The 25,189-nt window shown below is 66.7% G+C and carries 19 protein-coding genes; 7 read left to right on the forward strand and 12 right to left on the reverse strand.

Going from position 1 to position 25,189, the window contains the following annotated elements; genetic code table 11:
- Window positions 1-176: 176 nt before the first annotated feature.
- From QQS16_RS05710 to QQS16_RS05755, 10 genes are all read right to left on the reverse strand, one after another.
- Entirely contained in the window at window positions 177-1,850 is a 1,674-nt protein-coding gene (locus QQS16_RS05710) for a helicase-related protein (protein ID WP_286060520.1), read from the reverse strand.
- Between the two features lie 191 nt (window positions 1,851-2,041).
- The gene (locus QQS16_RS05715) at window positions 2,042-2,395 is read right to left on the reverse strand and encodes a hypothetical protein (protein WP_286060521.1); all 354 of its coding nucleotides are present in this window, start codon (window positions 2,393-2,395) and stop codon (window positions 2,042-2,044) included.
- The gene (locus QQS16_RS05720) at window positions 2,392-2,706 is read right to left on the reverse strand and encodes a VRR-NUC domain-containing protein (protein ID WP_286060522.1); all 315 of its coding nucleotides are present in this window, start codon (window positions 2,704-2,706) and stop codon (window positions 2,392-2,394) included. The genes QQS16_RS05715 and QQS16_RS05720 overlap by 4 nt, the downstream gene beginning before the upstream one ends.
- Window positions 2,706-3,125, reverse strand: coding sequence for a hypothetical protein (locus tag QQS16_RS05725; protein WP_286060523.1), 420 nt, complete (start codon window positions 3,123-3,125; stop codon window positions 2,706-2,708). The genes QQS16_RS05720 and QQS16_RS05725 overlap by 1 nt, the downstream gene beginning before the upstream one ends.
- Before the next feature lie 98 nt (window positions 3,126-3,223).
- Window positions 3,224-3,862, reverse strand: a complete 639-nt coding sequence (locus tag QQS16_RS05730) for a DUF262 domain-containing protein (RefSeq protein ID WP_286060524.1) — start codon at window positions 3,860-3,862, stop codon at window positions 3,224-3,226.
- A gap of 179 nt (window positions 3,863-4,041) precedes the next feature.
- Entirely contained in the window at window positions 4,042-7,215 is a 3,174-nt protein-coding gene (locus QQS16_RS05735) for a hypothetical protein (protein WP_286060525.1), read from the reverse strand.
- A 305-nt stretch (window positions 7,216-7,520) separates the two neighbouring features.
- Window positions 7,521-9,341: a DNA primase family protein gene (locus QQS16_RS05740; protein WP_286060526.1), complete on the reverse strand. Its 1,821-nt coding sequence runs from the start codon at window positions 9,339-9,341 to the stop codon at window positions 7,521-7,523.
- A gap of 1,349 nt (window positions 9,342-10,690) precedes the next feature.
- The gene (locus QQS16_RS05745; protein WP_286060527.1) at window positions 10,691-11,083 is read right to left on the reverse strand and encodes a hypothetical protein; all 393 of its coding nucleotides are present in this window, start codon (window positions 11,081-11,083) and stop codon (window positions 10,691-10,693) included.
- Between the two features lie 182 nt (window positions 11,084-11,265).
- Entirely contained in the window at window positions 11,266-12,069 is an 804-nt protein-coding gene (locus QQS16_RS05750) for a CPBP family intramembrane glutamic endopeptidase (protein ID WP_286060528.1), read from the reverse strand.
- A gap of 20 nt (window positions 12,070-12,089) precedes the next feature.
- Window positions 12,090-13,943: a DHH family phosphoesterase gene (locus QQS16_RS05755; RefSeq protein ID WP_286060529.1), complete on the reverse strand. Its 1,854-nt coding sequence runs from the start codon at window positions 13,941-13,943 to the stop codon at window positions 12,090-12,092.
- A gap of 201 nt (window positions 13,944-14,144) precedes the next feature.
- On the opposite strand from QQS16_RS05755, the gene QQS16_RS05760 reads away from it, so the two are divergent.
- Window positions 14,145-14,483 (forward strand): histone-like nucleoid-structuring protein Lsr2, encoded by a 339-nt coding sequence (locus QQS16_RS05760; RefSeq protein ID WP_286060530.1) that lies wholly within the window; start codon window positions 14,145-14,147, stop codon window positions 14,481-14,483.
- A gap of 88 nt (window positions 14,484-14,571) precedes the next feature.
- Here QQS16_RS05760 and QQS16_RS05765 read toward each other — a convergent pair whose 3' ends face one another.
- Both QQS16_RS05765 and QQS16_RS05770 read right to left on the reverse strand, forming a co-directional pair.
- On the reverse strand, window positions 14,572-14,997 hold the full coding sequence (locus QQS16_RS05765; RefSeq protein ID WP_286060531.1) for a hypothetical protein: 426 nt from the start codon (window positions 14,995-14,997) through the stop codon (window positions 14,572-14,574).
- A 179-nt stretch (window positions 14,998-15,176) separates the two neighbouring features.
- Complete coding sequence (locus QQS16_RS05770) at window positions 15,177-15,482, reverse strand: hypothetical protein (protein ID WP_286060532.1); 306 nt, start codon at window positions 15,480-15,482, stop codon at window positions 15,177-15,179.
- Between the two features lie 2,118 nt (window positions 15,483-17,600).
- Between QQS16_RS05770 and QQS16_RS05775 the strand changes: the two genes are divergently transcribed.
- From QQS16_RS05775 to QQS16_RS05800, 6 genes are all read left to right on the forward strand, one after another.
- Entirely contained in the window at window positions 17,601-18,068 is a 468-nt protein-coding gene (locus tag QQS16_RS05775; protein ID WP_286060533.1) for a hypothetical protein, read from the forward strand.
- A 58-nt stretch (window positions 18,069-18,126) separates the two neighbouring features.
- On the forward strand, window positions 18,127-19,425 hold the full coding sequence (locus QQS16_RS05780) for a ParM/StbA family protein (protein WP_286060534.1): 1,299 nt from the start codon (window positions 18,127-18,129) through the stop codon (window positions 19,423-19,425).
- A 145-nt stretch (window positions 19,426-19,570) separates the two neighbouring features.
- Window positions 19,571-19,795, forward strand: coding sequence for a hypothetical protein (locus QQS16_RS05785; protein ID WP_286060535.1), 225 nt, complete (start codon window positions 19,571-19,573; stop codon window positions 19,793-19,795).
- Window positions 19,792-20,550 (forward strand): N-6 DNA methylase, encoded by a 759-nt coding sequence (locus tag QQS16_RS05790; RefSeq protein ID WP_286060536.1) that lies wholly within the window; start codon window positions 19,792-19,794, stop codon window positions 20,548-20,550. Before QQS16_RS05785 ends, QQS16_RS05790 begins: the two co-directional genes overlap by 4 nt.
- Window positions 20,547-24,656 (forward strand): hypothetical protein, encoded by a 4,110-nt coding sequence (locus QQS16_RS05795; protein WP_286060537.1) that lies wholly within the window; start codon window positions 20,547-20,549, stop codon window positions 24,654-24,656. The genes QQS16_RS05790 and QQS16_RS05795 overlap by 4 nt, the downstream gene beginning before the upstream one ends.
- A 2-nt stretch (window positions 24,657-24,658) precedes the next feature.
- Complete coding sequence (locus tag QQS16_RS05800) at window positions 24,659-25,075, forward strand: hypothetical protein (RefSeq protein ID WP_286060538.1); 417 nt, start codon at window positions 24,659-24,661, stop codon at window positions 25,073-25,075.
- The last annotated feature ends 114 nt before the right edge of the window (window positions 25,076-25,189 follow it).

A 25,189-nucleotide genomic window follows, 5' to 3' on the forward strand; every position in this document is an offset into this window, starting at 1 on the left:
CGATCTTGCGCAGGTGGAGCTCGTCGAGCATCTGTTCCTCGGTCCCGGTGATCTCGTCACCGTCGCGGGCGAAGGGAGCGGGCGCGAAGACGATCACGGTGATCGGCTCCGATCGTGCGCGGTGGTGACGGCTCGGCCGCGGGATCCCAGCGGGGCCGTCGTTGAGTGAGTGCAGGTCAGACCCGCTCGGACGCCCAGAGGTCGTTGAGATCCTCGCGGATCTCTTCCTCCAGAGCGGCGAGAAGCGCCTGCTCGGCGTTGAAGTCTCCGGAGACGGCCTCGATGAGGTCGTCCTGGACCTGCTGCTTGCCGGCGAGCACCGAGGGCATCCGCTCGTCCTGCGTGCCCTTGGCGATCAGCCGGTGGATGGTCACCGGCTTCGTCTGGCCGGGGCGGTGCAGCCGACCGTTGGTCTGCATATAGTGCTCGAGCGAGAACGGCAGGGTGTACCAGATCATCGTCGAGCCGCCGTGCTGCAGGTTCAGGCCGTGACCCGCGGCGGCAGGGTGGAGCAGCATCACCGGGATCTGCTTGGCATTCCACCGGCGGATCATGTCGCGCGAGCCGTCGAAGGCCTGCGCGTCGGTGCCGGCCTTCCGGAGCCGCGTGAGCAGTTGCTCCTTGTCGGACTTGAAGTGATAGGCGATGAGTACGGGCTCGCTGCCGTTGTTCCGCACCAGGTACTCGGTCATCTCGATCTTCTTGTCGTGGATGACCTCGTACCGGCCCTTCGTGGTCGGGTCGTCAGGATCTGCGGTGTAGAGCGTGCCCGAGGCGAACTGCATCAGCTTGCTCGTCAGCACCGCCTGGTTCGCGGCAACGATCGATTCGACGCTCTGCGTCAGCTTCCCGTCGTCGTCGGTGTAGGTCTGCACGATGTCCAGGACCAGGTCGCGCTTGAAGTCCTTGTAGGCCTGGAGCAGGTCCGGCGGGAGCGTGACGTTCGCGTCCTGGATGGTCAACGAAGGCAGGACCAGCGTCGTGTTCTGCGCGCTCATCACCAGGTGCGCGATTGCACCGTGGATCTCCGCCTCGGCATTCACCGTCGGGATCCACTTGGCCGGCGTGTTCGTGCCCGGCACGATCTTCGGAACGAACCACCGGTTGCGGAACTCGGTGATGTTCTGGCCGAGCGCCTGGCCCTGGTCGAGCAGGTAGATCTGGCTCCACAGGTCGTGCAGGCCGTTGGGAGCAGGCGTCCCCGTCAGCTCGATGAGTCGGTTCATGGCCGGCCGCACCGTCGCCAGGGCCAGGAAGCGCTGCGAGTCGTGCGCCTTGAAACCCTGGGACTCGTCGATGATGACCGTCTGGAAGGGCCAGATGATGGTGTTCTGGCCGTTGATGCTCTGGACCGGCATCTGGTCGACCAAACCGAAGCGGCACTGAGCGCAGCCTGCGCCGGAACAGGTTCGGCAGTCATAGGCTTCCCACGTCACCAGGGCCGGCTTGAGCAACTCCTGAATCCAGGCGCGGATCTTGGCCTTGGTGGGGACCCGGTTGTTGGTGTTGCCGGCGACCAGAGCACGGTACTCGTCGATCAGCTCGTCTCGGCCCAGTGGCCCCCGTGTCTGGAGCAGACCCAGCATCGCCATCGCCTCCGGTGAGACGGTCGGGGCAGGCACTGCGCCCGGTACCGGCGTGATCAGCTTCGTCTCCTGGGACGGCTGAGTCAGCAGCTCCTGGTTGATGAAGTACATCGTCGGCGGGTCGGTGAAGACCTCCTGAAAACGCTGGAGACGCTTGGCCTTGGGCAGCTTCCTGTCGTTCTCGTCGACGATGAGCGACTTCGTGCGGATAGGGAAGCCCCACTTCTCGATCTCGTCGATCCAGGTGGAGCGGGCGATCGCCACGGGCGCGATGACGAGGATGTGCCCGATCGGGCGCACCGTCTGCAGCACCGCGAGGGTGCTCAGCGTCTTCATGCCACCCACAGGGACCCATGCGCCCGCGAAGGGGCGGTCGACCAGGAAGTCGTGGATCTGCTGCTGATGCGGCATCAGCGAGATCGGGGACGGAGCAGTAGCCGTGGTCATGTCGCTGGTCAACCCTTCTCTTCGAGCACATGGTCAGGCATGGAATACCTTCTGGATGAGGGCGAGTCGGGCATGGGCCTCGTCGGCTCTCTGTTTTTGCTGCGCGACCTCGGTCTCCGGCTCGCCGACCCTCGCTTCTCCCATTTACGGGAGCTGTATTTCTGCGCTCCTCGCTCCATGAGGGCGGCGCAGCGGGTGAGCAGCTGCTCGTCGAAGGGGACGGTCTCCGAGACGAGCAGGTCGAACCAGGGCTGGCCGGTGCCGGGCTCGCGCAGCATCCCGGAGAAGAACTCGTCACGCTGACCGGAGTCTTTGGTCTCATACTGCGGCTGCTGGGCCGCGGCTATGTATGTGTGGGTCATGGTGCTGCTCCCTGTTGGTCGGATGAGGTCTTGAGGAGGTTCGCGATGAAGACGTCGACGCTCGGCTTGTCGCCGACGACGTGAACCTCGGCCCCGTGGCGGCGCAGCTTGGCGTGCGTGAGCTGTTGCAGCTTCCGCAGCTGGCCGCCGGGGCGTTTGACCTCAACGAACACGGTGCCGCGGGGAGCGACGACGATCCGGTCGGGCACTCCCCCGCGGGCTGGTGAGACGAATTTCAGGCACAGGAAGCCGTGCGCCCGGCACTGGCTGAGGAGGTAGTCCTCGATGGTGCTCTCGCGCGTGCGAGCCATCAGCGCTGTGCCGTCTCGTTCAAGGAGACCGTCGGCACGCCGTACTTCAGCTCACCGGGCTCGACGAGGCGGAAGCCCGTGGAGTGCTTGTGCATCCGAGAGACGCTGATGGTCGAGCGCCTCGTGCCGTAGTGGGCCCGGACTCGGGCCCTGCCGTTTTTGACGAACTCGACGACGACGCGGCGCTGGTTCTGCCGGGTGTCGAGGTCCTCCCAGATCTGGCCCCGGCGGACCAGGATGCCCTCGCGGGTTGTGTTCTTCTCCTGCTGGGCCTGGGCGTCGTCGTCCTGGGCGGAGGTGTCGGTCGGCACGGCATCGGACACGAGCTCGTACTTCCTCAGGAACGAGTCGAGCTCGGCGACCGTTCGACGCCGCGCCCGGTGCTGGACCGAGCGCCGGAACCGCAAGGGCGTATCCACGTAAATGACCGTGGTCAGGATCCTGTCGCTTTTGCGCCGCCAGCGCTGGCCGGGCTGGACCGTCTGGCCTGTGCTCCCGGTTCCTCCGGTGGCGGCACTCACAGCTCGGCCCGGGGCGAGGTCGTTGCCGCGATGCGGGCCGCGTTGTCCATGTCGGCCTTGCTCTGCGGGGTTCCGCCGCCGTTGACCAAGAGGTAGATCTCGGCCTCCTCGGCCGCGGTGGCAACCTTGGCCATCGCTACCGAGAGGTGGGCGCGGTTGGCGAACTTCAGCCGGGCGGCCTTGGTGAGGCCCGAGAGGCGCACGTACGGGCCGTCGTCGGTCTTCTCAGTGGCGGTCACGTCGTCCTGGGGGAACCAGCTTGCGGGAACGGCCAGTTCATCGTCGTACCAGAGGTACGCCGTGGTGATGCGCTGCTTCCCGTCGATGCACGCGTACATAGCCTCGTCGCGGTCCGTCGGGTCGTAGCCGGAGGCCTGCTTCCATTCGGGCGTGGTCCGGTCGTTGAGGATCACCACCCCGGTCGGGGTCCCCGTCAGCCACGACCGGATGAGCGCGATGCGCTGGTCACTGATCCACACATCACCTCGCTGGTAGTCCGGATCGAGTTCGAGTCCGAAGATGTGGCGGAAGCTCGTCGCGATCTCGCGGGGCGAGCGATCTGAGGTACGCAGGTTGTGATACTCGAGCGGGCGGATGGTCTGGCGGGTCATGAGGGAGTGTGTGGTCTGGGACATGATGCCTCTCAACTCACTTGTAGCGACAAGTCGGACTAGCCTTTCAGTCCAATCACGACTTGCAGCAAATGACCCATGCGGGCCTATTTGTCAATAGCTACGGAAAGCCACAGGGTGCCGGGCCGTGCCGACACGACGGAGCCCGGCACCCTGTGGTCCGGTGGTGATGCAGGCGCTGATCAGGCGGCGTTTCGCCAGTTCTTGGTGAACGTCTCGTCGAGCATCCGGGTGTAGATGTCGAGATCGAGCGCCCGGATGAGCTGCTCGACTCGGGCGGCCGGCAGCGTGCGGAGGTCGTCGTTAACGACGATCACCGACCAGTGCGGGTCGATGCCGTTGATCCGGCGGATCACGACGTCCTGGTCATCGGGCAGCAGCGTGAGGCCGTCGGAAGTGCTGGCCTCGCTGCGGTTCTTCGCCCACCCGTGGTGGCGCAGGATCTCCAGCGCGATCGGGTCACGTCGCACCCCCGCGCTGCCGGACTCGCGCCGCTTGCTCTGGCTGGCCGGGCTCACCTTCCATGCGCCGGCGTTGTGCAGGCTCACGGCACCATCAGTGCCGTCGTGGACGATGAAGACCCGGTTGACCATCTGCAGGGCGCGCGGGTTCACCAGCTGCGCATCGGAGTCCTCGCTGTCGTCACGGTCGGGCCCGGCGCTGACCGGGTCGGCGGCGAACGGGTAGGTGATTGATCCACGCGAGGCGGCGAGGACGTTCTGGAACAGCAGCAGCGTCCGCACGGGATCAACCGGGTCGATCGCCTCCTCGATCATCTTCCGGCCCAGCACGGGATCGAACGGCTCGGCGAGAGCCTCCTCTCCCCTGTTGGCGACGGTCTGCAGATAGCGGGCCAGGGCGAAGTCGATCACGGCCGGGTGGGCCAGCGACTTCGTCGGGGTAGGACCCGCGTAGCAGGCCAGCGTCCCGCCGGAGGCGGTGATGATCGGGCTGTCGGCGACGCTCCGGTCCTCACTGGGCGACTCCAGCTCGAGCCGGTTGTTCGAGTCCTTGCTGATGAGGAACATCAGCTCCGGTTCGATGTCGATGCCGATGGCGGCCTGCTGCTCGGCGAGCACCCGGTTGTTGGTGGTCTCATCGAAGCCGTTCTCGCCGCCGATGACGGAGTAGAGGCCGTCGGTGTTTGTCGAGATGATCCGCGCACCGGCCAGCGTCTGGGCCTGCCCGATCCGCCAGCTGAACAGCTGGCCGATGATCCGCATCGAGATGGTGCGGTTGTTCATCCTGATCGGAGTCCGGTGCGCAGCGTCAGCAGCTCCAGAGGCCGAGTTGAGGATCAGCTTCGTGCCGTTGCGCAAGGTCGTGAGCCGGGCCTTCTCCTCGGCGGAGATCCCCGGCTTCTTCATTTCGAAGCCCAGGCGCTCCTTCTCGAAGAAGATTGTCGTGTAGCGGTCCTCGCCCAGCTCGGGATTGTAGAACGCCCTCATGTTGCGCAGCAGGTTCGGGTAGTAGCTCGTGAAGTCCTCGTGGATGACGAGGCCTGCCGAGGTCCGTGCGAACTTCGGGTGCAGCTTCGTGGATTTGTCGGCCTTCGCAGTGAACAGCGCAGGTGCCTTCCTCGCCGGCTCATCGCGGTAGACGGCCTTGACCGCCGAGGTGACGGCCAGGACTACCTTGCCGTCGAGCACGCTCCCGTCGGCCAGGCGCACGTGCATCGCCTCGCTGTGCGGGCGCTGAGTGTCCAGCAGCTGGACCGGATCCGGCACTTGGGCCTGCGCACGCGCGAGCTGCTCGGCCTGGTCCGGGTCGTCCTTCTTCGGCTTGCGGTACTTCACCTTATTCAGGTCCGAGCCCAGCAGCACGAGCCGCTTGTCAACAACCGTGCCGTCGGGCAGCGTGAGCAGGTTGTGTTGGCGCTTGGCCTCGGCGACAAAGTCCTTCGCGTCCGGGTAGAAGAGCTTGGCGAGGCCGATCATGGCCGCCTGTTCTCGGTGCTCGAAGGAGTCGGCGTCGAAGACTGTCATGTCCGCTTCCGCGCCGTGGATGCCGCCTGTGCTGAACGTGGCGAAGCACGACGACGCGGAGGCGTCACGGTGGAAGTAGGGCACGTTGTTCGGCGTCTTCGGCAGCTCGCGCAAGGACTTGGCCGGGAGGTCGAACAGGTCGCGGTACTCCTCGGAGTCGTTGAAGTTCTGCCCCTCGATCGAGCGGTAGTAGTTGACGACCTGCATGAACTGGCGGTGTGCCTTCGCCTGTGCCGGCGTCGTGGCTGGGTCCTTGGCGGGGTCGGGGGCCACGTTCTCCTCGAAGAAGCGCACGCACTCGTCGAGCACGTTGATCTGGGAGATGCCCTGCTGCTCGGCCGCCTCCTTGGCCGGATAGAGGAACGACACGGCCTCGATGTCGTTCAGCGAGGTGTACGGCGCGAGGATGCGGCCGACGAACTTCGCCGAGGACGAGTCGATGGTCAGGCGGTCCCGGCGCACCGAGCCATTCTTGGCGTAGACGGTCTCGGAGTACTGCGCCAGCAGGCCGGCCTTGAGGTCGAAGTTGCTGGCGTAGGCCGGGTGCTGGAAGAGCTGGGCCAGGCCCAGGCAGTCGGAGACGTTGTAGGCCAGCAGCTCGTAGAGATCCTCGATCGCAGTGATCGAGGTGTCGTGGCTGAGCTTTTCGGACTCCTTGATCTGGCGGCCGAGCATCCCGAGCAGGCGCTTGAGGCTCACCTTGGTCTGCAGCTCGTTGAGACGGGCGACGTCCAGGTGCCGGCCCGAGTGCATCATGGCTCGGCGGATCTTGGCGGCCGGGCCGTCCCAGCCGAGGTAGCCAGGCATGTACTCGATGTGCCCGTTGAACAGCTTGTCGTTGTGCTCGCGCATCTCGCGCGCGGTGGTCGGCTGGACAAGACAACCGGAGTGTGGAGCCGGGAAGGTCTCCATCAGGTACAGCGCGAGCATGGTCGTGTCGTAGTTCAGCGAGTTGTACCCGGCCAGGAACGGGTGCTTCAGCGGGTCGTACTCGGGATCCGTGTCGCAGACCGGGCGCAGGCTCGCCGGATAGGACGAGACCTCGCTGCGGTCGTTGACCTGGTCGGCGTTCGAGAGGCCCATCAGCTCGGCGAGGCGGAGGTTGCCCCGCTCGCCGCGCAGGTTCCACAGCTGGACGCTCACCGCGGGCAGGCCCGGGTTGGAGCGCCCCACGGCTTCATAGAGTGCCTGCGGGTCCACGGTGTCGGAGAGCTGCTGGTCGTCGGCGAGGAAGAAGATCTCCAGGTCGTCGACGGCTCTGCCGGGCCGCGGGGTGTAGGCGCACAAAGTGAAGACGTCCGACAGCGACTCGATGTCGTAGAAGGTGAAGCGCGCCTTCGAGGCCGTGACGGGTGTTCGCTGTGTGGTCATGATGGAGATCTCTTTTCGTCGGTCCGACCATCACGGCCGGTGTCTGGGGAGGAGGCGCGCGTGGCCTCATAGGGAGTCGTGAGGAGAGCGCCGGCGCGGGGTATCCATGCGCCGGGACGCCTCACTCATGAGCCGGGCCTTCTCCGCGGGTCTGCCGTGATCTGCGAGCGGACGATGAGGTTGGTGATCCGCTGCTCGCGCGCGACGTCGGACATCGCCGTGATCAGGCGGCCCTGGCTGCGGGCGAGTCGAGTACGGCCTGGGTAAGTTCGCCGAGCGCGCCAGCAGTTTTAGCCATGGGTGCATCAGTCCTGTTCGTCAGTGGTGTCGTCGGTCGGGGCGGATGCGCCCGTGTGCCGGAGCAGTCCGCGGTAGTTGGCCTGCAGCGTCGGCTGGGATTTCTTCTTCGGGTCGCTGCCGGTGTAGCTCGTGTGCATCCACTTCTTCAGCTCGTAGTCGGCGATAAGCGTCTCGGGGTTGCTCATCATCTGGCCGGGCCGGATCTTGCGGTTCTTGTCCGGGCAGTGCCACAGGGCATCCGGCCGGACGATCGCCACGAGGTCGGTGATGAACTGCTTGTTGCTCACCGGGGAGCCCGACGGCGAGACGTCGGCGAACCATGCCTTGTACAGGTCGTAGAGGAACGTGAACGGTGCCAGGTCCCAGACCAGCCGCCCGCGGAACTCTTCCCAGAAGGCGCGCACGGGGTCGTTGACCTCCTTGTACTCGGCCAGGACTTCCTTGGTGGCCACCGGCTCTGAGAGCTGGTAGTAGTCACCCGGAGATGACGCGCCGGCGCGGTTGACCGCGTACCAGAAGACGTACTCCAGGACCTCGCGGCGCTGGAGGTAGGCGTCCTTGATGTACTTCTTCTCGGCTCCGGTGAAGCTCTTGGTAAAGGGCACAAAGAGCTGCCGGCGGTAGAACGACTCGGACTTGTCCTTCACGCGCGGGAACTCGTTCAGGCACTGGACCATGAAGCCGAAGAACTGGTAGGCGATCGGCATCCGGTACTTGCGGTTGATCTGGATGACGTCGTTGGTCACGATCGCCTTCAGATTGGCCGCCTTGTCGATGAAGGTGCCGACATCGTTCTCGTCGACGATGATCGCGTTGGCGCGCACCAGCGGTTCGAGCGCGAAGTCCTTGCCGAAGTCCGAGAGCGGAATCGAGGTGTGCGCGCCGCTGCCGACGAGGTTGCGCATGAGCGCGCAAAGCGTGCCCTTACCGTTGTTGCCCTGCTCGGAGTAGAACCAGGCGGTCTTACCCCAGCGCACGTGCGGCCGGATGATCGCACCGATGATCTCCCAGATCAGGTCGGCAAGACCCTCGTCACCGGGCTGGTCGAAGAGCTCTTCGATCCAGGCGCCGACTTCCCAATCTCCGTCCTCAGGGTGCGTGATGACCTGCTGCGGGGCGTCGTCCACGTAGTCGACGTCGTTCTTGGTCAGCAGCACGATGGCGGGGTCGAAGGGGTGGACCTGCTTGGGCTCGAAGTGGAAGTCCTTGCCGAAGATCGTGACGTCCAGCGGCTCGGTGCCGTAGAAGACGATGCCGTTGCGCGCGGCGATGAAGTCGCGGTTCGTGCTCTGGTGCCGACGCGGGCTGTCCTCGCGCAAAACGGCCAGGACCTCGGCGAACTCCTTGAGGGTCAGCTGGGTGTTGTACATGCGCGCCGTGGTGCGGATGTCGTCCTCGCTGGTGGTGTACGTCCCACGCGCGCGGCCCGCGGCCTGGTACATCGCCAGCAGGTCGTACTCACGGTCGGTGTCCTTGGCGTTGGGCGCGATGCGGATGACGTGGTGCAGACGCAGGAGGATCTGCGCGACCTGCCAGTACGTCAGATATCTCGGCAGGGGGTACTTCTCGGCGGCCACGGCCGCCTTGAAATTCTCGGCCTTGACGACCCCGCCCACGATCGCCAGCAGCTCCTTCTCCAGCACGCGAGGCGTCGGAGGATCGGTCGGGTCGATCTGGTCGAGGTAGGCGGCGGTGACGTAGGTGACGATCTCGTTCTGCGGAGCCATGTCGTCGCGGCTCGAGAAGTACCCCATGACGCTGGCCAGGACGTCGGCGACGGGGTTGGTGCGCGGTCCAGCGTTGGAACCGGCGGCAGGTACGGACATGAGGGCATCGGGAGGCGTCATGTTGCTGCTTTCTCGATCACGATCGAGTTCCTGCCGGCGATGAGTGGGAAGCCGATTGGACTCGTAATCGAACGGAACGTGATCTTGACCCTACGTCATCCGAATGCCCTTTTTCAACGATTGAGCCGCCATTCAATAAGAGAGTCGACTGATGACACGAATGGTTGCCAATGGAGGCCCAAAGGGCCACCGACAGGGACTGGAGAGAGCGCGCGACCGCCACGGCCACGCCACACGCGTCGCGCGCCTGGGTGGGACATGAGAACCAGCGACTCGTCGGGCGCATGCCCCACGGAGGCTCTGGCTTCTCGTGCTCGACCACGCACCCGCGGGCGGCGTGAGCCGCCCGGCCCGCGGTCGAGGTTCGGAGGAGTTCTTCTGACCGGTCGAGCCAGCTGCCACCAGAGCATCGACCGGACGCTCTCCAGGAGGATCCCGAGAGCCGCATGCCCGCATACCCTCTAGGGGTAAACGAGCGTGTACCACTTGACGTGGTACACCTGTTCCCCCAGGTCAGAGCGAGAATTCCGGGAGTTCAAGAGCAAGGTGTACCACGTGGCACTTTCTACGTGGTACAGGTGTTTGCCCAGGTCAGGCGGTGTTTAAATACCCCCGGTACCACTTGTACCAGGAAATGGAGACTAGATACACGCGCAGGGGGGATAAGAGAGCAGACTGGCGAGCTGGGGCTGGAGCCGCCTGGACCGCTCCCGAACGCGCCCCCTATGTAAACGGTCAAAAAAGCGTGGTACTCGTGGTACATCGACGGGAAATGCTGGGCGACCAGGTAAAACGTCGTACCACGTCGGCGCTCCTATGTGGTACACCCGCTGCGGGAATGAGCCTTACGGTCCAGGTGTTTTCCCAGGTCAGACGCTGTTTTCGGGTGTGTACCACGTCTCGTGGTACAGCTCGCAGCTCGATGCGCCCAGCCCCCTGGCGACCAAGTCGAGGCGGACTTCCACGCCGAGCCGCCGTGCGGCTCCCAGGCGGCGCGGCCGAGCCTCAGCGGGACTGGACATCCTCGGCGTCCTGAGGCTCGCAAAAGGCTCCTTACGCGTCCTGCGAGCGCGAGTCAGAACTCTGTCCGAGCCGTTCATCCATGAGGCCCCACTGGAAGCGAGGGAGCATTTGACTGGCATTCGCTGCTCATTGCGAGTGATACACGACAGCTGCTATCGTTGACGCCAGGTGATCAATGTTGCACTGGAACGTGGAAACAGAGAGGCCGGAGAGCATCCCCGTGGGAAGGGAGCTCTCCGGCCTCTTTGCATGTGCTGATGAGTGCGAGGCGTGGATGGCGCGAATCTCCCAGGGGTGACCAGCCTTCAGCCTCGCTGGTATCCCGCATTGGAGGACTCGGGACTGCGGCTACGGGATCGCTCGTCTGCTTCGACGACGTAGAGGATCTCGTAGGAAATCGTGGTGTTGAGGTTGAGCCGGTTCTTGCTCTGGCTCTTCTCCATCGTGATCTTGCGGAAGCCGCGAACGGCCTCAGCGCGATCGAAGAACCGGCGCAGCCTAGAGTTCACGCGCTCACGGGCCTGTTCGGCCGTGACGCCCATGTCGGAGACGACGAAGACATGTGTGTGACCGCGCTCGAAGGTGGGCTTCTCACCAGTGTCGAGGTCCAGACGGATCTTCGCACGGCTGATGTCGAGCGCGTCGGGACGGACGAGCTTTCCTCGTGAGTCGTACGTACAGGTGCTGACGATAGCCATGACGAGATCCTCTCCTCTCCTGATGAGTATGACTGAATAGATACTTTCAGTCACACCCCCGGTGACCGGATCACCCCGGTCACCACGAGCATGCCCTCCGCACGAAGGACCGGCGGCTGAAAGGCCGCCAGGTCCGCACGGAGGGCACCATCGTGTTTCAGAAGAGAGGCTGAGTACCCCGCTCACTGCATCGCGGACTCGCCTCCCGCGCCCCGGACTGCGCCAGTCGCAGTCCCGCCGACGACCCGCCGGTAGAGCCCCAAGGCACAACCAGCGAAGGCCAGGCACAGGAACACCGCGGAGACGGGGTTCGCCAGAGCGCCGAGCGCCTGTGCCGGGACAAGGGCGGCAGCGAGGTTGAAGCCCAGGTGCAGGAGCACGCAGGGCCACAGCACGCGCGTGCGTTCGTAGACCAGGGCCAGGAGCACCGCCAGTGGCAGGACTGAGGCGAACTGCACGGCGTTGCCGTGCAGCAGGCCGAACACCACAGCGGTGACCAGCGTGGAGGCGAGGATGCCCACCCGCTTGCGCAGCAACGGGTAGATCAGCCCTCGGAACAGGGCCTCCTCCCCCGCGGGAGCCGCGACCAGGGTGAGCAGAAGAGTTGCCACAGCCCCGGCCGCGTGCCTCGTCTGGTTCGATGCGTCGAAGCCGGCGGACCCGGCCATGACGTAGATCCACAAGGCCAGCGACTGGCCGGCGAGGAAGGCCAGGACCGCGCAGCCGAGGACGGGCCACCCGAAGCGTGGGATCTCCGGCCTCGGCCGCGGGGCCGACGCATGCGCGAGCCACCGGGGCCGCTGGATCCTCACCGAACCGACCAGGACGACAACAAGCATGCACAGGACGGCGGTCGCAACGATCGGCTCTCCGATGAGGAGGACTGCGACGGTGCCGAGGACGAGGTAGACCGCGACGGCGACGAACGGCACGAGGACGCACCACCCGATGCCGATCAGACGCGAGGTGATCGGTGAAGTCGTCAAGGTCTCCTCCTCTACGGGGCTCAAGCAGCCGTGGTGATCTGTTCGTTGATGACGGCCTGCACGCGGGTGTCGCCGCGGAAGGTGTTCAGCTGCAGCGTCGCCGTGAAGCGCAGCGTCCCGAGCTCGGTGCGGCTGGCGCGCTGCACGAAGCCCCGGAGCACGTCGAACTTCTCCTCGGCGACGTTCCACCACAGGCAGGACAGGCCGGACCGGGTGACCAGACGCAGGTGCTGCGATTCGGATCCGATCCGGTCCACGCGCAGCCCCAGGGGCTCGATCGCGATCTCGACGACCGGAGCGGTGAAGCCGTGCCCGAAGGGCTTGAGCCCCTCGGTCCGGCGCACCAGCTCGAACAGCGGCTGCAGATCCTCGAGGCCGGCGTCGCAGTCGGCGTCCGGGCCGAGTACCAGATCACCGCTCGGTCCGTCGGCGCTGACGGCGAGCAGGGCGACCTGGGTGGCCTCCTGCAGCACGGCGACGAGGTCACCGAGCTTCTCGGCCTTCGCGATGCGGACGCCGCAGGCCTGCTGGTGTCCGATGGCGCTGAGACCGTCGTGCGGCTCCAGGCTGGTGATGATGTCGAACCACTCCGGCGCGCGACCGGAGCCGCTGACGAAATCGTCGGGGCCGGCGGGCCGGTTGACGACGACGACCGGGTGGCCGTTGAGCTCCATCATCCGGTTGGCCAGCAGCCCGTACATGCCCGGGTAGGCGTCCGAGAAGTACACCCACGGGGCCAACGGCTGGTCCCCAGTGGTGAGTTCTTCCATGTGCTCGATGACCAGCTGCTTGCGCAGCTCGTTGCTCTCGATCACCTGGTGGGCGACCTTGAGCTTGACGTCAGCACCGGCGGCCGTGAACACCGCGAAGCACGGCTCAAGCGAGGCCCCCGTGCGGCGCGGGCTGTTCATCGCCGGGGCGAGGTAGAAGCCGAAGAAGCCCTCGTCGAGGTCGTCGACGTCTCGGATCTTGCCGATCTGCGCGAAGGCCTTGAGCACGATCGCGAAGCCCTCGAAGGCCCGGAGGAAGACCGGGTGATGTGGCTCGGTGCGCAGCAGCTGCATCAGGATCGACTGCTCGACGTCGATGGCATCCGGGTCAGCGTCGAACCCACCCCAGGGATTGGGGATCGTCTTCGGCGCGGCGACGCGCAGCAGACGGGCGATCGAGATCGCATCGCGCACCAGCTGACGGTTCTCGTACAGCACGGGCATGACGTCGGAGACAGTGCCGAGGCCGGCGAACAGGCGCAGCAGGTGGATTTCCCAGAGCTTCTCGGGCCGGTGCACGCGGGTGTAGGCCTCGATCACCTGGTAGAGCACGTGGGCACCGCAGATCCTGGTGTGGGCGTAGGTCTCGTCGATCCGGCACGGGTCGACGGTGATGTCCGCGGTCGAGCCCGGCACGAGCTCCTCGTGGTGATCGGTCACCAGCGTCGTCCAGCCAAGGGCACGCGCGGTGGCGATACCGCGGTGGGAGTTCACTCCCCCGTCGCAGGTGAGCAGGACCCGGGTGTCGGGCCACTTCTCGTGAATCTCGGTGATGTCCTCGGGCGCGAGTTCGTGGCCGCGGCGGTAGTCGGGCAGGTGCAGCTCGACGTCGAAGCCGAGCTCGGACAGGCCGGCGTAGCCGAGGACACCGGAGGAGATGCCGTCCATGTCGAAGTCGGGGGCGATGGTGATCTTCTTTCCCGTTGCCCGGGCGTCATGAAGGGCCTCAACCATCTCGGCCAGGTCCAGGAGCTCGTCGTGCTCGGTGGACTCGATCTCCTTCAGGTACTGATCCGACCATCCCCTGCGCTGGCACAGCAGCTCGAAGAGGTCGGTGTCCTCGTCGGTGAGCGAATGGTCGTCGACGGTGTGGAGCGTGGACATGGTGGAGGCCTCTCGGGTCTTGGTCGGTGGGGAACGGGGTACGAGACCCCCTTGCGGCACTGTGATTTTAGCAGTGACATTCACATCTTCTGCTCTTTTCGCAGTAATTCTGGGTCTTATTCGGGCCCTCAATGGCACACTTATCTCGAATGACCGCGACAGACTTTCCAAGGTCCTTACGTATCGGCTACTCTCGCTGGTATGGCCATTCGAAGCATTGTCGAGTCGGATCTCAGCGGTAAGCCGGATGCGGCTACACAGATGTTCGGCTTGGGTGACACCTGGTACGAAATCGATCTCACACCTGAGGAGCAGAAGAAGCTTGAGGAAGCGCTGAAGCCGTATCTGAAGGCCGGCCGGAAAGCCGGGAAGACAACGCCGGTCAAGAAGCGAGTCGTACCCGAGACGACTGCCGAGGAGCGCGACAGGATCCGCGAGTGGGCCAAGAAGGAGGGCTATGAGTTCGCGGAACGGGGACGCATCCCGAAGGCAGTCATGAAGGCCTATGACGAGGCGCACGGCATCGATCGGAGCAAGTAGCGCTGAGCCTGGTGTTCGCCTCCCGGCCGACTCCTCCCATCCGTCCTTGAGGGGCCCTGCAGCACGTTGCAGGGCCCTTCGTGCGTCATCAGAATGGCGGCAGCGACGGATGGATCACGGTGGCCGTCTCGATCCCCGCGGCTCGCGCGCGAGACCTGCAGTGGATGGTGCCGTGCGAGAAGTGCCCCGGCGTATGCGGCATGAGTTGCTCCTGGTCTCGCTGCGGGCATCCGGGCTTCCGGCAGAGGGCGAGGAAGGCTGTGCACAGCACCTGAGCCCCGGCCTCGCGGAAGACCTGGGCGGCGTCGACCATCTCCTGGTTGCGCTGGAAGCCGGCCCGCTTCCCATGAGCCGACCAGGCGGCGGGGAAGGTGCGGATCTCGAAGCCGGCGGCCCGCCACAGGCGCTCGGCCATGGCGTCGGCACCTTCGGGGCAGTGCCCCGAGATGAGTACCGGCCGGATGACGTTCTCCGCTCCCCAGTCGCGCCAGGCGTCGTTGAACGCCGAGCGCATGCTCTGCTCGTCGTTCCAGCTGGGGAACCGGTGACGAGGACGACATGCGAGAACGATTCTGGAATCATTTCAGCAATCATTCGAGTCTCCTCTCCATGTGACTCGGCGGTCTCCACAGCTGGAGTCGAGAGCTGGGGCCACGATGTCTGGACAGGCGCGGCGGCCTGCATGTCGCTGGCTCATACCGGCCGGCTGGTACTGGGCTCGATGACGGCCAGGTCCTTTTCCCGGTGGAGCTCGACGCGGATCTGATCGTCATCACACATCGGCATGAGGTGGACGGTGTACATCCCGTCATCGCTGCGGGAGACGTTCACGGTGACGACCGTGCTGTTCTCGCCGTTGGTGAAGTCGACGTTGCCGGTGTCCCCGGCTTCGCTGGAGCGCATCACCTCGGCGACGGCTTCGCTGTTCGGTTGCCACAACTTCGGCTGGTAGCGGGCTCCGGTGTCGTAGGGCGAGATTTCGGGCTGGGACTGCGTCATGGTGGCGTCTCTTCGTGGTCTCGGGTGCGGGTGGCGACCATCGAGTGCGGACCCCTGTTGGGTCCGTGTGATCTCGATGTTCGACCCAGCTCCCGTGCCAGCTTTGCTGGCTGACGACTCGGAAGATCTTGCTGGCGTGATCCGCTCCCGGACGGATCGCGTGGCGAGCCGTCGCACGGGTCGTCGCTTCCCGCCGGAGCCAGGCACGCAGCACCAGGCGATCCACCACTGCTGCACCCTTTGCTGCTGTCCACTTCTGTGGACAACTGCAGCGGGGCAGTGGTGGGGCTTCCTCTCTCAAGCGCAGCGCTGGGCATAGCCGGGGAGGGAGCGCCAGCGACCAACGGACCGGCGAGCGAAGCAAGCGGTGGAACCCGTCGGCTATGCCGACTAACACGTCCTCGGAGCACAGCGGAGAGGCCGAGCGAAGCGAGGGTCCGCAGGACACGTGTTATCAGGTTCCCTTATGCCCTTTTGCTTCCTTGTCGTCGTCCTCGCTGTTCCACGGCTGGAGCGTTAGCGGAGGCCTGGAATATCAGGGGAAACGGTCCGTACCCTCTTGACCCGTACCCCTCCCCCTTTTCCGCGCAGCGGGGGTACGGGTCTGGCTGTTTCGCCTGGTCATCGCACCTTTTGGCTGTACTGCTGTTTCGACGTCCGCGATACGGCCGTACCCCCACGCTGATCCGTCCTCGTGAGGCACGAGCGAGGCGGGGGTACGGGTCTGCTCCTGACGGGGCGCAGCCCCGGTTCATCACCCTGCCGCCGTCGGCGGCACAGCCTTCGCCGCGCAGCGGATCCGTCCTCTTGCGACACCGTCGCTTCGGCTGTGGATAACGCTCTGCTCCACCGCTCGCTGCGGCGGCGCAGCCGGCCTCGCACCATCGTGTTGTGCTGGCTGCACCGACGTGGATTCACCTCGCTCCGGTCGTTGCTCCGATGCTGCCGCGGCAGCGTGCCAGCACCTCACGCACCGCGTCCGAGGCGGGCGTTCTGCACCGTGTCGACGACGCACGTTCCGGCCCCGGGCTGTGTTCCCTTTCGCGCCTGCGCGGCGAGCCCGGGGTGGTTCTTCGTGGACGCATCAGAAGAAGAAAGGCCCGGCTGCTGCGACCAGCTGCCCATCGGGCACAGCGAGCAGCTCCAGCGTCATCGGGCCGTTGTCGTCTTCCTCCAGGGGCTGCTTCCGCGGCAAAGGCCCGTGGGGGTAGAAGAGCAGAGGCCTTTGCCGCGGAAGCAAGTCGTTCCTCGCACGCTCGCTGCGTGCGGGGACCTACTCCCCCTTCGCTCCTTCTCCCTCTGCTCTCCTCTGCGCGACCATGACATCTCCGTACCGACCGTCGCACCAGCGCAGTGCCATCACCGTGCCGACGGCTCGCCGGCGGCTGTGCTGATCTCGCTCCGCCGGCGTTCCGTGGCTGCGCTGCCGTGCCCGCCGACGGGCTTCGGCGGGGGGCACAGACAGGCTTTTCGCCCTCCATGAAACAGCAATGAAACAGCGTCCCCTCGCGTCTCCGAGGTGACTCATCGGGACACGTACGAGACTCGATGGGGACACCGATAAGACGCCGACTGATGCCGGTGTACCTCTTGGAGTTCTGCGCACGACCTCACGGTGTCTTGCGCACGCCCCAACAGTGCCGCACTGGCGTCGCACACAGAGCCTTCAGAGGACTCACCTGTGCGGGGATGCCGGATGGCGTCTCCCAGGAGGCACAACCGGGACACCACGGGGACGCCGTTCGTACTTCGCCGCGCCTCTTCTGGATCAGTGTCGGTACCGCAGGTGTCTCGCAGGTGCCCCGGGTGCGCACTTGCTGCGTCGCAGGTGGGGCTCATAGACGCATGACGCCGGCGGCTTGCGCGCGGTCGTCCCAGGCTGGGGCACTGCGGTGTCTCGTAGGCGTCCCTGCCGGTACTCGATAGGGACACCAACGGTACTCCACTCGTGTATCGAATGGGACTTGCACAGGACTCAATAGGGACACTAGAGTGGACTCGCGTCGATTCGCATTCGAGGGAGACAAGAAAGGCGGTGAGTCCATATGGCAGAGCAAGAGACATCCGGCGAACGACCGGATGAAGTGCGGGAGCGAGTGGCAGGGCGAGGTGAGTGCAATGGCGAATCAGTCGGGTGAATCTCGCAAGGTCCGCTGGACCGTTCCCGCTGCCGATACCTCGGTGATCGAGTGGCTCAATGAGCAGGCGGACATCTCGCAATCGATTCGACTGCTCATTCGGGAGTCCATTCAGCGCGACGGGTACATCGACGTCTTCTACAAGCCCGTCGATCAGCTGCCGCGTCGCGGCCGGCCGCCGCTGGAGAGCACCGAGCAGCACGAGGACGACGAGGCCACAACTGATCGCCGTCCGGCCGCCCGGCTGGTTCAGCCGCAGCCGCAGCCCGTGGCCGGCCAGGCCGACGCTGTCGTCGAGAAGACAGCACCAGCGCCGGTAGCCCAGCCCGAGCCGGTTCCCGCACCGGTTGAGACGGCCGAGGACCCCGCGGCACGCGCCCCCAGCGCACCGCCGGAGCCGCCGAAGCAGGCATCCATCGACGAAATCATGGCGAGTACTCGGCGCTGAGTGACGCGGTCACTTTCATTTCCCAGGCAGACAACACAGACACCGAGGGATCGAATTCATGAGCGCCAACAGCAACGACACCATCACTCTTACCGGCGGCATCGACGTCGGCAACGGCTACGTCAAGGGCGTCATCCAGAACACGAAGCAGGGGATTTTCGACGAGATCGATCTGCCCAGCGCGGTCGTCTCGACTTCCCGCACCTCGCCGAAGGTGCCACTCCCCGACTCGGATGCGGCCTCCGTGCTGGCCGGCGACTTCTACAACCAGATCGACTGCTCGCTCACCACTCCCCTGGTGGCGGCGTCCGACCGCCGGATCTTCGGACGCGCAGCGCTGTCTGTGCGTGGCTCGAAGTTCACCGAGTTCGAGGTGCTGGGTAAGCACTCCAAGGCCGATCAGGAGCTGAGCAAGGTCCTGGTGCTGGGTGTCTTCGCCGCGAAGGCTCTGCGCGACTACGTCCGCGAGAACGGCGCGCTGCCCGATCACGAGCTGCGCGTGCAGGTGCGCGCCGGCCTGGCGCTGCCCATCTCCGAGTTCGTCGCGCGCCGCCACGCCTACGCCGCCGAGTTCATCGGTCTGCTGGGCAGTGCGGATTCGACGGTGCACCTGGTGACGATCAAGAACTTCAGCACTCCCGTCTCGGTGCGTCTGCAGTTCGTCGACGTCCAGGTGATGGCCGAGGGTGCCTCCGCGCAGTTCGCCATCACCGACAAGGGCGAGCCGCTGGCCCAGGCTCTTCTCGATGATCTGCGCGCCCGTGACGCGTCCATCGTGGAAGGTGTCTCCGCCTCCGATCTGGTGGCGGTGCAGAACACCATCGGCGTCGACGTCGGCGAGGGCACCGTGAACTTCCCGGTCTTCACCGATGGCCGGTTCAACCCGGAGGCGGCCGACACCCTCGACGAGGGCTACGGCACCGCGCTGATGAACGCCATGGAGCGCATGAGCGAGTCGGACGCCACGCTGCTGTTCTCCTCGCGCAAGCAGCTGGCCGACTTCCTCCACGCGGAGCCGTCCGTGCTGGTGAAGAACCGTCACCAGCGCGCCGCCGGCTTCGTCGAGGACGAGGCCAGCTACCTGGTCGCCGAGATCGCCTCCTCCTTCGGCGACGTCCTCTCCCAGGCCGGCGCGACGACCGAGGTCGTCTACGTCTACGGCGGCGGCTCGGGTCCGATCAAGCACCTGCTGCACCCGGCGCTGCTGAAGGCCGCCGGCGACGTGCCCGTGCTTTACCTCGACTCCAGCTACTCACGGCACCTGAACCGCGAAGGCCTGTACATCGCGGCGCGCCACGTCGAGCAGCAGTCCCTTGCCGCGAAGCCCGCGGGCAAGCGCAGTAAGGAGGTGGTCTGATGTGTGAGGCACTGGATGCGACCTCGAAGGCCGAGGTCGAAGAGATCAGCAGCCGCATCGAGTTGTCGGACGAGATCGTGCTGCGTTCATCCGCGACGGGGTCAAGGACGCGGACTGCCGCTCCGAGTCGCTGCGCCTGGGCGGGATGGTCTACCTCGATGCGACGGGTGCGTCGATCTGGGACGAGGCGATCCGCCAGTCGTTCGAGCGCTGCTACGCCCTGCTGCGCGAGCACTGCGACGCTGCGTCTCCGCTGGTTCTGCTTCACGAGCAGGCCCGGCGGAAGCTGCTCGGGTCGGATGAGGAGCTCCCGGGCTCCGCCGCGGTCCTCACGCTCGGCTCGAAGAGCACCATCGAGCCGAGCGTATGAGCGGCTACCGCGAGATCGTGAAGCTGCTGGCGACGAACACCGGCGCGAAGCGGATGAGCGAAGTCTTCGACAACTTCGTCGAGATGGCGGCGTTGGCTCTGCGCAACGCCGTGGACGTCCGCGGGAGCGAGTCCTGGGAAGCGCGCGAAGGGCAGTACCTCAAGATCGCCGGCCGCTACAGCAGAACAGAGCTGGACCGCTTCGCGCACGCCCTGGCGCTGGTGACCACGGAGATGGAGCGCGAGCCCTGCGACGTACTCGGCCGCCTCTACATGGAGTTGGAGCTCGGCAACGAGCGGCTCGGCCAGTACTACACACCCTACGACATCGCCCAGTTGATGGCCGAGATGCAGATCGACTCGGTGGTCGAGCAGGTGCAGAGGGACGGCTTCGCCAATGTGTATGAACCCAGCTGCGGCGCGGGCGCGTTCATGGTTGCTCTGTCGCAGGCGATGCTCGAGCACGGCCTGAACCCACAGACGCAACTGCATGTGATGGCAGAGGACATAGCACCGCAGGCCATGCACATGATCTACGTGCATCTGACGCTGCTGCACATCCCCGCGGTGGTGCGCCGTCGCAACGTCCTCACGCTGGAGACTTTCGAGTCGTGGCCCGCTCTCGCTCATGTCTTGGGCGGTTGGGGCCGGAAGCTCAGGCTGGCCCGGGCGGTCAATGGATCACGGCGGCTGATCATCGTGTCACCTCAGGAGACCACCGAAAAACCCGCTGCTGCTCTGGAGGTGCAGCGATGACGATCACGCAAGAACGAACCGATCTCTCTGACGTCGACAGCGACGACGCTCCGGCCTGGCGCGGGTCGGCGGTCTCCGCGCCGATCATCGGGCACGCCCACGGCACGGCCGACGGCCGGAAGCTGATTCGGCGCTATGCGCGCGAGGCGGCCGCCCTGCCCGCCGAGCAGGAGACGGCCGAGGCGGCGCGCGTCGCGGAGTGCGAGCGGATCGCTTCCCTGTCGGGGCGTGAGCTGGCCGAGGAACAGCGGGAGCAGGCGGCCGTGTCCCGCTACACCGACGTCGCCGCCGGGCAGCCGGAGGCGGCGGCCGGTGACGACGTCGCCGCCCAGCTCTCGGCCGCGCTGGAAGAGGGCGAGTCGATCGCGGCCGTGTCGTTCCTGGACGGGCGGGAGCCCGCCGCCGGTTGGGTGCTGACGACGGCGGCCGGGCACGCGTTCCGGATCCGGCCCGTCACCCACTGCCGTCCGGAAGAGGGCCATTGGGAGGCCGGACACGACGCTGACGGCTCGTACTGGTGGCCCGCCAACATTGAGAACCGCCCCCTTACCAACGTGCTCGCCCGGATCCGTGAGGACTCCGCCACCCGTACCCGGTTCGCCGCCCTGTGGGAGAAGTACGGGCAGTACACGGCGCAGGCCCCGGCGTTCGAGTGCTCGCCGGACCGTGTGGAGCTTGAGCCCGGCGTGTTCCTGGTCCGCCGCTTCGGCGCCGTGGGCCTGGTCGCCGAATGCCGTTGGGGGTTCGAGCACCTGACCGCCGCCGACGGCCGCCAGGGCCGCACGGGTGAGGACTGGGCGCGCAAGGGGCCCGACAACCGGCGGTACGTCGCCGAGTGGAAGGTGTGGAGTCTCGCCCTGGAAGGCGTGGCGAACTCCCGTCTGCGCGTGGTCTCCGTGTGTGCCGACGACGACACGGCGGCCGACCCTGACGCGTACTGTGCGATGTCCGCGCCCTACGTCGGCAAGTGCAGCGCGAAGCGCTCCGGTGCCCGCTGCTGGGTGTCTGTGGTCACCGATCAGGGCTGTGAACTCGGCCGGTTCGTCGCCTGTGCCCGCTGTCTTTCCGGCCGGATCCTGCACGACGCCCATGGGGGTGGCCGGTTCTCCTGGCGGGAGGTGGTCGGCCTCGCCCGCGACTTGGCCAAGGGCGACCCCAAGACGTGCGCTCTGCACTGGCGGCAGTGGGGCGACCGTGCGGCGGAGCTGTGCGGGCAACTGCTCACGGAGGCTCTGGAGGAGGGCGAGCGGGCGCCGTGGCCGTCCGAGGCGCTGGCCGATGCGCTCATGGTCCAGGGCGCGGCCGACGGTGACGACCGTGCGAAGCGGGAAGCCCGTGCGGCTGTGCGCGAGCGGGGTGGCGACAAGAGGGCGCAGGACGGGGCCGCTGCCCTGGCCGCCGACATGCGCGCCGACCGGGCCACCCTGGTTGCCTCAGTCCGGTCGAGCCGGATCGCGTTCTCCGCCCGGCTCGCTGCCGAGTCCGCCGCCAAGGACGCGGAGCGCTGCGCCGAGGCCGGCGACCGCCAGGCCGCCGAGGAATACGCGGGCCTCGCGTCCGAGCACGCGGCGGCAGCCATCGAAGCCGCCACCGTGGCGGACGCCGCCGGGTACCGTCCGGCCGCCGCCGACGCCGCCGGACAGGCGGAGCGGGCGAACGAGGCCGTCCGTAAGGCTGTCGCTGCCCTCGCCGAACTCGCCGGCTCGGGGGTGGCGGAGAGCGACGCGCCCCTGGATTCGGGTGCCCGCGCCCGGCTGGCTCTGCCTGCTGGGGGGCAGGTGGCGGCGCCGTACGACGCGGCCCGCACCATGGCCGCTCTCGGCTGGTGCGCTGCGTTCGTGACGACGGTCCGCCTGGCCGCAGCCGGTGGCTTGAAGGCCGACGGTTCCGGGTTCCGCGCGGTGGACGCGGACGGCCGTACGGGGCGGCGGGTCAAGGGTGAGCGGGTGCGGCTGCTCGCCCGCTGCGGATACCTCGCGCGTCATGCCTCGGGTCTGGTCGTGGCGACGGAGGACGGACACGAGGCGCTCAGGCTCGCCGAGGCTGCCGGGCCGGGCGTGCTGCGCGATGAGGCCGACGTCATGGCGTCCGTTCGCAAGGCCCGCCGCGCCCGCCAGTGGGACAGCCACGCCGGGCAGGACGCGCACGCCTTGCAGGTGCTCCCCGGGGGCGGTGAGGAACGCCGCCGCCTGGCCATCGCCCGAAAAGGCGCGGAGCGGGCGGCCGTCGAGGCGGAGAAGACACGCAAGCGCACCGAGGCGCTGATGAGGCGGGCGCGGATCCGGGACCGCCGGGAGGCCCGCCGTGAGGCGGCCCGGGAGGCTGAGGCCAGGGCGCCGCGCCGGTGCTGCCGGGGGGTGTGGCCGATGGACTGGCGGTGCGGGGAGTGCCGCGAACTGGCAGCGCGGGGGATCGAGGACTTCCCCGCTCTCCCGGCAGGCAGCACGAACACACAGCAGAACAGCAGCGACACAGAAAGGTTCGGGGGCATGGCGGGCAAGCGGCGGATCACGGTGAAGCGGATCGCTGACGGCCTGTGGCACGCGATCACGCGCGGCGAGGTGTACACGGTGGTTCATGAGGATCGCGAGGTGTGGCCGTGGGTGATCGCCTCCCCGAACGGCGACCGGATCGGCAGCCCGTCCGTGATCGACAGCGAGTTCGTCGTTGAAGACGTCCGGGACATCGTCCGCAGGCACGCCGACGGTGAGCTGGTGGCCGCCCCGGTTACTGCCTCCACCTCCGAGCCGGCCGCGACCGACGACGGCAACAAGGCCGAGCCGATGGCCGTTGGTGCGGCGTATACCGGTGAGGCGTTCGCCCGAGCCGCCGCGTTCGACCTGGCGGAGACCCGTTGGGGTGTCGAGTGCACCCGGCACGCCCCCGTGACTGTGTGGGTGGACAAGTTCGGCGACGGAACCGAGTACGAGCGCGCGGCAATGCAGTTCGACAACCGGGCCGACGCCGAGCTCGCCGCCCAGTTGCACGCCGACGACCACGCGCGCCGTGATGAGGGCGTGGTCACACCGGCCGAGGTCGAGCAGGCCGCCGCCCTGAGCTTCTCCCGCGGCCAGTGGCGGGCGCTGGGCTGGATCCGTGAAGGCAAGGTCAGGGAGACGCGTGGGGGGTTCAAGGCGTACGACGTCAGCCCGGACCGTGCCGACGTGTCGGCCCGTATCAAGCGGGACCGTGTCCCGGCGCTGTGGTCGGCCGGGTACGTGAAGGTGTTCGCCGTGGCGCCGGGCGTGCGCGCCTTCGGCCTCACGGAGGATGGGGAGCGGGCTTACCGCCTGTGGTTCCGGGTGATGAAGGCCGAGGCTGTCACCGAGCCGGAGACCGACGCCGCCCACGACGACGTGAAGGGGCAGCAGTACCGGCTGCTGTCCGCCCGTCAGTACTGGCCGGGGGAAACCCCGGTGGACGAGGAGGCCGAGAAGGCCGAGAAGGCGGCGGCCGAGGAGAAGGCGGCCCGCCTCGATGAGGAGTCCAAGGGGCTCCCGGCGGAAGCGGTCGCGCTGATCTCCCAGGCTGAGAAGTCCGGCCGGTGGACCTCTCGCACCCTGGTCCACCCTGCGAGTGCGGCCGTGGTGCAAGTCCATGACGTGAACGAGGAGCGCGGCCGGGTCGTGCGGATGCTGTGGGAGTGGACGCCGGACGGCTGGGAGTTCTCCACGGGCGGCACGCTCGACGGAAAGGGGGACCGAACCGAACTCAAGGCGATGTCCGAGGCCCGCGCGTGGGTACTCGACGCTGTGACGTTCGCGGGCGACGACGTCAGCCCCGAGGAGGACGACGACCAGGCCGAGGGCGGCGAACCCCTCCATGTGTCCCGCGAGTTCATACCCACCGCAACCCCGGGCACCGATGCCGAGATCATCGAGATTGCCGCCGCTGGTCTGCTGTGGCAGCGCGACGGCGACAGGTTCGCGCACGCCGGACGCATGGTCAGCCCCGCGCGGGTGCTGCCGCTGATCGAGTCCGGGACGCTGTACCGCTCCGCTGACGGGCGCGTATACCCCGTCAAGGACAACCAGGTCGAAGAGGCCGAGCGCCATGACAGGGCCGCCCAGGTCGAGAACCATGCGGAGGAGAAGGTAGAGAACTGAGCATGGAAATCAGCAAGCTCACATCCGCGGCCGTTGAAGTCCTCCAGCACCGTGAATCCACCGGCAAAGCCGTCACCTCCGTCATGGTCGAACCGACCAGGGACGACTCGGGCTGGATCAGCTACGAGGACACCGCCCTCGTCACCCACCACAACGGCGAGACCCAGACCCTCAACATCCGCGACACCGCGCTCTCCGCCGCCCTGGAGCAGCATGCGAAAGACGAAGCCGAACTCGGCATGTCCGTGCCGACCGTGGTCATCTCGGTCCCGCTCCCCGAGGTCACCCCGAACAACCGGGTCCGCTGTGAGGAGCATCCTGGCGTGCATATCGAGACCGTCCCGTGCCGGTGGCCGCACAACGTCACCGCCGACGGGGACTGGCCGCAGGTGGGCCACCCCTACCGCGTCACCGACTAACTACCGCCGGCACGATCCAATTCACGACCCACGCCCAGGAGTTCAGGCCGTAGGCACACGCAGGGCCGCGGAAAAAGAGACCCCACCGTCGGAGCAAGTGCTCCGGGCGGTGGG

The sequence above is a fragment of the Streptomyces sp. ALI-76-A genome (genome assembly GCF_030287445.1).
Lineage (GTDB): Bacteria > Actinomycetota > Actinomycetes > Streptomycetales > Streptomycetaceae > Streptomyces.

Excerpts from the sequence above, each read along its gene's own strand:
- QQS16_RS05760 (WP_286060530.1), top strand. The coding sequence starts at position 14,145 with ATGGCCATTCGAAGCATTGTCGAGTCGGATCTCAGCGGTAAGCCGGAT.
- QQS16_RS05730 (WP_286060524.1), bottom strand. The coding sequence starts at position 3,862 with ATGTCCCAGACCACACACTCCCTCATGACCCGCCAGACCATCCGCCCG.
- QQS16_RS05790 (WP_286060536.1), top strand. The coding sequence starts at position 19,792 with ATGAGCGGCTACCGCGAGATCGTGAAGCTGCTGGCGACGAACACCGGC.
- QQS16_RS05755 (WP_286060529.1), bottom strand. The coding sequence starts at position 13,943 with ATGTCCACGCTCCACACCGTCGACGACCATTCGCTCACCGACGAGGAC.
- QQS16_RS05765 (WP_286060531.1), bottom strand. The coding sequence starts at position 14,997 with ATGCGCTCGGCGTTCAACGACGCCTGGCGCGACTGGGGAGCGGAGAAC.
- QQS16_RS05745 (WP_286060527.1), bottom strand. The coding sequence starts at position 11,083 with ATGGCTATCGTCAGCACCTGTACGTACGACTCACGAGGAAAGCTCGTC.
- QQS16_RS05715 (WP_286060521.1), bottom strand. The coding sequence starts at position 2,395 with ATGACCCACACATACATAGCCGCGGCCCAGCAGCCGCAGTATGAGACC.
- QQS16_RS05780 (WP_286060534.1), top strand. The coding sequence starts at position 18,127 with ATGAGCGCCAACAGCAACGACACCATCACTCTTACCGGCGGCATCGAC.
- QQS16_RS05720 (WP_286060522.1), bottom strand. The coding sequence starts at position 2,706 with ATGGCTCGCACGCGCGAGAGCACCATCGAGGACTACCTCCTCAGCCAG.
- QQS16_RS05800 (WP_286060538.1), top strand. The coding sequence starts at position 24,659 with ATGGAAATCAGCAAGCTCACATCCGCGGCCGTTGAAGTCCTCCAGCAC.
- QQS16_RS05740 (WP_286060526.1), bottom strand. The coding sequence starts at position 9,341 with ATGTCCGTACCTGCCGCCGGTTCCAACGCTGGACCGCGCACCAACCCC.
- QQS16_RS05785 (WP_286060535.1), top strand. The coding sequence starts at position 19,571 with ATGGTCTACCTCGATGCGACGGGTGCGTCGATCTGGGACGAGGCGATC.
- QQS16_RS05770 (WP_286060532.1), bottom strand. The coding sequence starts at position 15,482 with ATGACGCAGTCCCAGCCCGAAATCTCGCCCTACGACACCGGAGCCCGC.
- QQS16_RS05795 (WP_286060537.1), top strand. The coding sequence starts at position 20,547 with ATGACGATCACGCAAGAACGAACCGATCTCTCTGACGTCGACAGCGAC.
- QQS16_RS05775 (WP_286060533.1), top strand. The coding sequence starts at position 17,601 with ATGGCGAATCAGTCGGGTGAATCTCGCAAGGTCCGCTGGACCGTTCCC.
- QQS16_RS05735 (WP_286060525.1), bottom strand. The coding sequence starts at position 7,215 with ATGACCACACAGCGAACACCCGTCACGGCCTCGAAGGCGCGCTTCACC.